This window comes from Candidatus Obscuribacterales bacterium, assembly GCA_036703605.1.
Classification (GTDB): domain Bacteria; phylum Cyanobacteriota; class Cyanobacteriia; order RECH01; family RECH01; genus RECH01.
In genome coordinates, this window is the sequence record DATNRH010000019.1 from 1 (window position 1) to 6,237 (window position 6,237).

General features: G+C 51.7%; 4 protein-coding genes. 1 reads left to right on the forward strand and 3 read right to left on the reverse strand.

The window, feature by feature from the left end:
• From V6D20_00545 to V6D20_00555, 3 genes are all read right to left on the reverse strand, one after another.
• On the reverse strand, positions 1–1,416 hold a 1,416-nt coding region (locus V6D20_00545; protein ID HEY9814285.1), incomplete at its 3' end, for a ribonuclease J.
• Positions 1,417–1,710: 294 nt separating this feature from the next.
• Positions 1,711–2,601 carry a 4-hydroxy-tetrahydrodipicolinate synthase gene (dapA, locus tag V6D20_00550; protein HEY9814286.1) on the reverse strand — a complete coding sequence of 297 codons (891 nt, stop codon included), beginning with the start codon at positions 2,599–2,601 and terminating at the stop codon, positions 1,711–1,713.
• Positions 2,602–2,821: 220 nt separating this feature from the next.
• Positions 2,822–3,883: an aspartate-semialdehyde dehydrogenase gene (locus V6D20_00555; GenBank protein ID HEY9814287.1), complete on the reverse strand. Its 1,062-nt coding sequence runs from the start codon at positions 3,881–3,883 to the stop codon at positions 2,822–2,824.
• A 661-nt stretch (positions 3,884–4,544) separates the two neighbouring features.
• Here V6D20_00555 and tig point away from each other — a divergent pair.
• Positions 4,545–6,110 carry a trigger factor gene (gene tig / locus V6D20_00560; protein HEY9814288.1) on the forward strand — a complete coding sequence of 522 codons (1,566 nt, stop codon included), beginning with the start codon at positions 4,545–4,547 and terminating at the stop codon, positions 6,108–6,110.
• Positions 6,111–6,237: the final 127 nt, after the last annotated feature.

Sequence of the window (6,237 nt, forward strand, 5' to 3'; positions counted from 1 at the left end):
TACGGTCACCATGCCGTCTTCAGCAAGCTGTTGCCGATCTTCCAACACCCGTTGATGCACCACACCACTGCGGGATGAATCAACCAGTTCAATACCCGACGGCACTTTCCCAGCCACCTGTAAACTCTCGGTGGTCAGCTCAACAATGTCGCCATTGTTAATGATCACCATATTTTCCGCCGGAACACCCATGCTTTGGGCGGTCTTACTATGCTTCACCAACATGCGATGTTCACCGTGCACCGGCAGGAAGAACTTAGGACGAGTCAACGCCAGCATCAGTTTTTGATCTTCCTGGGCACCATGGCCAGAGACGTGAATGCCTTCACCTTTGCCATAGACAACCTTCGCACCCTGCATCATCAGCTTGTCAATGGTGTTGACAACAGCAATGGTATTGCCTGGAATGGGATTGGCGGAGAACACCACCGTATCACCCGTGCGGATTTTTACCTGACGATGCTCTTGGTTAGCAATACGGGTCAGGGCTGCCATCGGCTCACCTTGGGAGCCCGTAGTCAGAATCAATACATTCTCGTCGGGATACTTATTGACGCCCTTCAGAGGCACAAATAAATCATCTTCACATTTGATGTAGCCCAAGTTACGGGCATGGGCAATCACGTTGAGCATCGATCGCCCCACCACCGACACCACGCGCTTATGCTTTTTCGCTAGTTCCAGAATCATATTGACCCGGTGAACCGATGACGCAAAGGTGGTGACAAGTAAGCGTCCTTCCGCTTGCCCAAACACGCGGTCAAGGTTGGGGAAAACCGATCGCTCGGATGGCGTCGCTCCCGGTACTTCAGAGTTGGTGGAATCACTCATCAAGCAGAGCACGCCTTTTTCGCCATGTTCTGCCAGGCGTTGGAAGTCAAACTGCTCTCCATCCACCGGAGTGTAGTCCACCTTAAAGTCTCCGGTGTGAATAACCACACCCAGAGGGGTATGAATAGCCACCGAGAAACTGTCAGCCATAGAGTGGGTGTTGCGAATATATTCCACCAGGAATGACTTACCAATACGCACCATATCTCTAGGGCGCACCGTCCGCAGTTCAGTTTGATTAGCCACCCCAGCTTCTTGCAACTTGCCTTCTAGCAAAGCTAGAGCCAAGCGCGGCCCATAGATCACCGGAATGTCAATTTGCTTGAGGTGAAACGCAATACCACCGATGTGGTCTTCATGACCATGGGTGACAATCATTCCCTTGATTTTGTGCCGATTTTCACGCAGATAGGTCATATCTGGTAGCACAATATTCACACCATGCATCCCATCGGTGGGAAATGCTAGCCCTGCATCAAGCAAGAGAATTTCGTCGTTGATTTCAAAGACGCAAGTATTCTTACCAATTTCGTGTAAACCACCAAGGGGGATGATTTTTAGTGCTTGGGAATTGTTTCGACTCATAAAGGTCCTTTTTACTAGAGAATCTGGAATGACGTAACAGAAAACAGAGAGGCGATCGCTTTCAGGTTTTGGAGCTAAAAAGGTTTGGACATCTCAACCAAGACATCTGAAGTTCCAAAGCTACAGGTAAGAACCTCATGGGATGCCATAGCTAGACGTCGAGGAGCCATGACAGTGCTGCAAACCTAGGAAAGGATCACACTCTATTCAATTGTCTTGAGAAGCACACCTATTCAATTGTTCAAAACTTGGTTCGCGTCTATGTCCTAGCGATGCAACGCTGGTGGGTTTAGCTTAGGCAGACAGCAACCCTAGGGGGCGCATCGTTGCCTGGAGTGCTTCAATCACCGACTCTGATGGCTCAATCAGGGGCAAGCGAGATGTTCCAACCTGCCAGCCTTGGAGCGTGAGTGCCGCCTTGACCGGAATGGGATTAGTGGCGAGAAAAAGCGCTTTGAAAAGTGGAAACAGATCTAGGTGAAGCTGAATGGCAGACTGAATCTGCCCTTGCTCAAAGTGTTGGATCATAGCCTGAAGGCGATCGCCTACCAGATGGCTAGCCACACTGACAACGCCAGCACCACCTACTGAAAGTAAGGGCAGTGTCAGAGAATCGTCTCCAGAGTAAATCTTGAACTCTGGCGGGGTCAGCCGTCGCACTTGGCTGACTTGATCAAGGCTACCGCTGGCTTCCTTTATGGCCACAATATTCGGGATTTCCGCTAAGCGAGCTACAGTCTCTGGCAGCAGATTTTGTCCGGTGCGCCCTGGAATGTTGTAGAGCATCATCGACATCTCTGGAGCTGCTTGAGCGATCGCTTGGAAATGTTGATACAGGCCTTCTTGAGGTGGCTTGTTGTAATACGGCACAACCTGCAATGAGCCATCTAGCCCTAGTTTAGCAGCTTGACAGGTAGCTGAGATCGCTTCCTTGGTGGAGTTTGACCCAGTTCCAGCAATAACTTTGGCTTTTCCAGCCACAGCTCGCTGAATAACTTGGAACAGTTGAAACTCTTCATCCCAAGTCAGCGTGGGTGATTCACCCGTTGTACCACAGACGACCAGGGTATCTGAACCGTGATCGGCTAGATGGACAGCTAAAGCCTCAGCCACAGCATAGTCTACACTGCCATCGGATTGAAACGGCGTTACCATTGCCGTCAACACTCGTCCAAACTCTATCACACTCGATCTACTCCTCACGCCGTAGAGCTTAATTCTTGACCTCGCCACTGCCCCAGACCCATGGGTCTCATCATTGTGCAGAATCTCACAGGGACTAAAGCATGACGTACGTATGTCTTTCTGCTACATACGTCCTACTACACATGTCTTTCTACAGGGTAAACCACAGTTCCTCCGGTCGGGTAGTGGTTGACCTGCCCCCATTCCAGCGAGCGATCGCTTAGCGGGAGGACGACTTCAGCAGTTCACTCGGGGACGCGGGCGATCGCACCCAGCCACGCTCCACCAGCAATTCAGCAATCTGAACCGCATTCAAAGCCGCCCCTTTGCGAATTTGATCGCCGCAGATCCATAATTCTAACCCATGGGGATGGGAGAGGTCTTGGCGAATCCGCCCCACCAGTACGTCATCCTGACCGCTAGCATCTATGGGCATGGGGAAATAGTTGGCCGACCAGTCTTCCACCAGTTTAACCCCAGGAGCCTTAGCCAGCAGCGATCGCGCTTGATCGACAGGAAAGGGTTCAGCAAATTCCAAGTTGAGCGCTTCCGAGTGGGCCCGCAGCACCGGCACCCGCACACAGGTGGCGGTAATCCGCAACTCAGGCACACCAAAAATTTTCCGCGTTTCGTTCACCATTTTCAGCTCTTCCTGGCAATAGCCATCATCGCTCAATGGCGAATTGTGGGGGAAGAGGTTGAAGGCCAGGGGATAGGGAAATAGCTCCGTAGGCGGCGTTTCTCCATTGAGAATCGCCTGGGCCTGCAGCTTCACTTCCTCCATCGCCCGCGCCCCTGCGCCGCTGGCAGACTGGTAGGTAGCGGCTACAACTCGGCAAAGGGGCTTGGCTTGATGCAGGGGCCAGAGAGCGACCGCCATCAAAATTGTGGTGCAGTTGGGGTTGGCAATCAGCCCTTGGTGCAGCCCTGCTGCCTCGGGATTGACCTCCGGCACCACCAGGGGCACCTGGGGATCCATGCGAAAGGCGCTGGAATTATCAATGACCACAGCCCCCGCTGCGATCGCTTGACTAGCCCAAGCTTTAGAGGTCGAAGCTCCGGCTGACGCTAGGACAATATCAATGCCCTCAAAGGAGCGATCGCCCACAGCTTGCACCAGAACCTCTTCACCTTGAAATGAAAGGTAACTGCCCGCCGACCGAGGCGAAGCCAAGAGCCGTAGCTCAGAAATAGGAAACTGACGCTGATCTAAAAGTGCGATTAGCTCGGTACCCACCGCTCCGGTCGCGCCTAAAATTGCAACTCGATAGGATTGAGGCAAATTGAACTCCTCCGTTCACGTTGTTAACGATGCTGTTTCAGTAAAAAATGTGTCATCTATGTCGGGATAGACCCCAGAAATGTGGAGTGGAGTCGGCACAAGTATGACTCTGTGGCAACGAAGACAGACGCTGCTACCCGCTGCACGAACCTGCTTCTAAATGCTAGGTCTAAATACTGGCGCTGTACTACTGCTTAGGCACTCTTACTCATTTGCCTAGACATTAGAAAGTCTCTATAAAATTTTTCTGTTGAAGCTTAGGGTAGATTCTACTATGAAATCGAATGCCTCTCACTATACCCTAAATTCCAGTCTCTAGGGCCAGGCAACTGTTGCTATCCATCACATCCACTCAGACCTCAGCCTTGTGCCTAAGCGAGAGTCTGGCACCAGCGCAAATCTATCACTCCATCGCATTTTGTGGTGCTCCTAGCCCACTGCCGAACAAGATTCTCGCCTCAGAGCACTTGAGATGGAACAGGAATCAGTTAATATAGCATACTGCGGCCTAGTCGAGTTCGGCTGGGTTGGGTTGGTCTTAGGTGTGATGTCTGAAACGCCCACGTGACCCCTCTATGTCCCTAATGTTCGGTTGAGATCTCCCAAGGCGACCACTCACCCTCACTCACCTTTTCGCTGCACTAAAACAAGAGAATTGCTGATGAAAGTTACCCAGGAAAAACTACCTGCCAGTCAAATTGGCTTAGAAATTGAAATTACGCCCGAAATGTCCAAGCAAGCGTATGACAAAGCTATTCAAGGCTTCATGCGCTCAGTTAATATTCCTGGGTTCCGTCGAGGTAAAGTACCACGCCAGGTCTTGGTTCAACGATTAGGCGAAGGGCGAATTAAGGCGTCTGTCATTGAAGAATTGATGGAATCAGGGCTAAAGCAAGCCATTGAGCAAGAAAAGATTGAAGCGATCGGCAACTATCAAATTCGCTCATCCTTTGATGAGTTAATCCAAAGCTTTCAGCCTGGCGAAGCGTTCACCTTCTCAGCCTCCATTGACGTCGCTCCAGATGTCACCCTCAAAACCTACAAAGGACTGACCGTTACAGCCGAGGAAGTAGCGTTTGATCCTAAAACCGTCGAGGAAGCGATCGAGGGTTTCCGTACTCGGGCAGCCACCTTGGTGCCGGTGGAGAATCGCCCCACCCAATTTGGAGACCTAGCCGTCGTCGATTTCGTAGGCCGTGTACCGGCTGAAGAAGGTAGTGATGAACTGGTGGAGTTTCCTGGCGGTAGCGCCACCGATTTTCAGCTAGAGCTGCAAGAAGGACGCTTCATTGAAGGCTTCATTGATGGCATCATTGGCATGAATGTTGGAGACACAAAAGAGGTAACCGCCACATTCCCGCCGGACTATCCCCAAGAAGAATTAGCGGGGCAACCAGCGGTCTTTACGGTCACCGTCAAAGAAATTAAAGCCAGAGAACTGCCAGAACTCGATGATGACTTTGCTCAAGATGTGAGTGAATTCGAGACGATGGCAGAGTTTCAGGCGTCTATTGAAGAGTCTCATCGCAAGCGAGCAGCCGACGCAACCCAGCAGAACAAAGAGCAAGCGCTCTTGGCTGCCCTTGAAGAGCAGGTGGAGGTAGACCTACCCGAAACCCTCCTTCGGGACGAGCTCAACTTTATGCTGACCCAGACAGCTATGAACCTCAGTCAGCAAGGGTTGGATGTCAAGAAACTGTTCACGCCAGAAATCGTTGACCGGCTACGCGAACAGTCTCGCCCGGAAGCCATAACCCGTCTACGGCAAGCTTTTGCCTTGTCTAAGGTGGCTGAGGAAGAATCCATCAAGCTTGAGGAGACCGACCTACAGGCCCGGATTGACACAATTGTGGCGGAGAATCCCGATCAGAATTTTGATATGGGACGTTTGCGAGACATGGTCACTGAAGATTTGTTGCGCGAGAAAGTCCTAGGATTTGTGGAAGAGCATGGCCAGGTTAACCTAGTGCCAGAAGGCTCGCTGGCAGCCGATGAAGCCGAGCAGGAGGCCCTAGAACTGGCCTCTGAAGCCACGGTAGAAACAGACGCTGTAGATGTAGAGGTTGCCGAGGTGACGGAGGCCGCTGAGGAGGCTATTGAGGAAGCCGTTGAGGAACCCGAAGTAGCTGCAGAAGCGATCGCTGCCCCTGATGACTCAGACACACCCCCAGCTGCAACCAAGTCCAAGAAGAAAAGTGGTTCTGCTAGCAAGAAAGCGAAGTCCTAGTCCTAAAAAAGCTGACCCTTGGGAATCGCGTCGCCAAGGTTATCTAGACCCTAGCCGGATCTTATATAGGGGGTAGCCAGCCGTCTTGCAGAGCGGTAGCTCGCTTAAAAACGAGAGATTTCTCTGC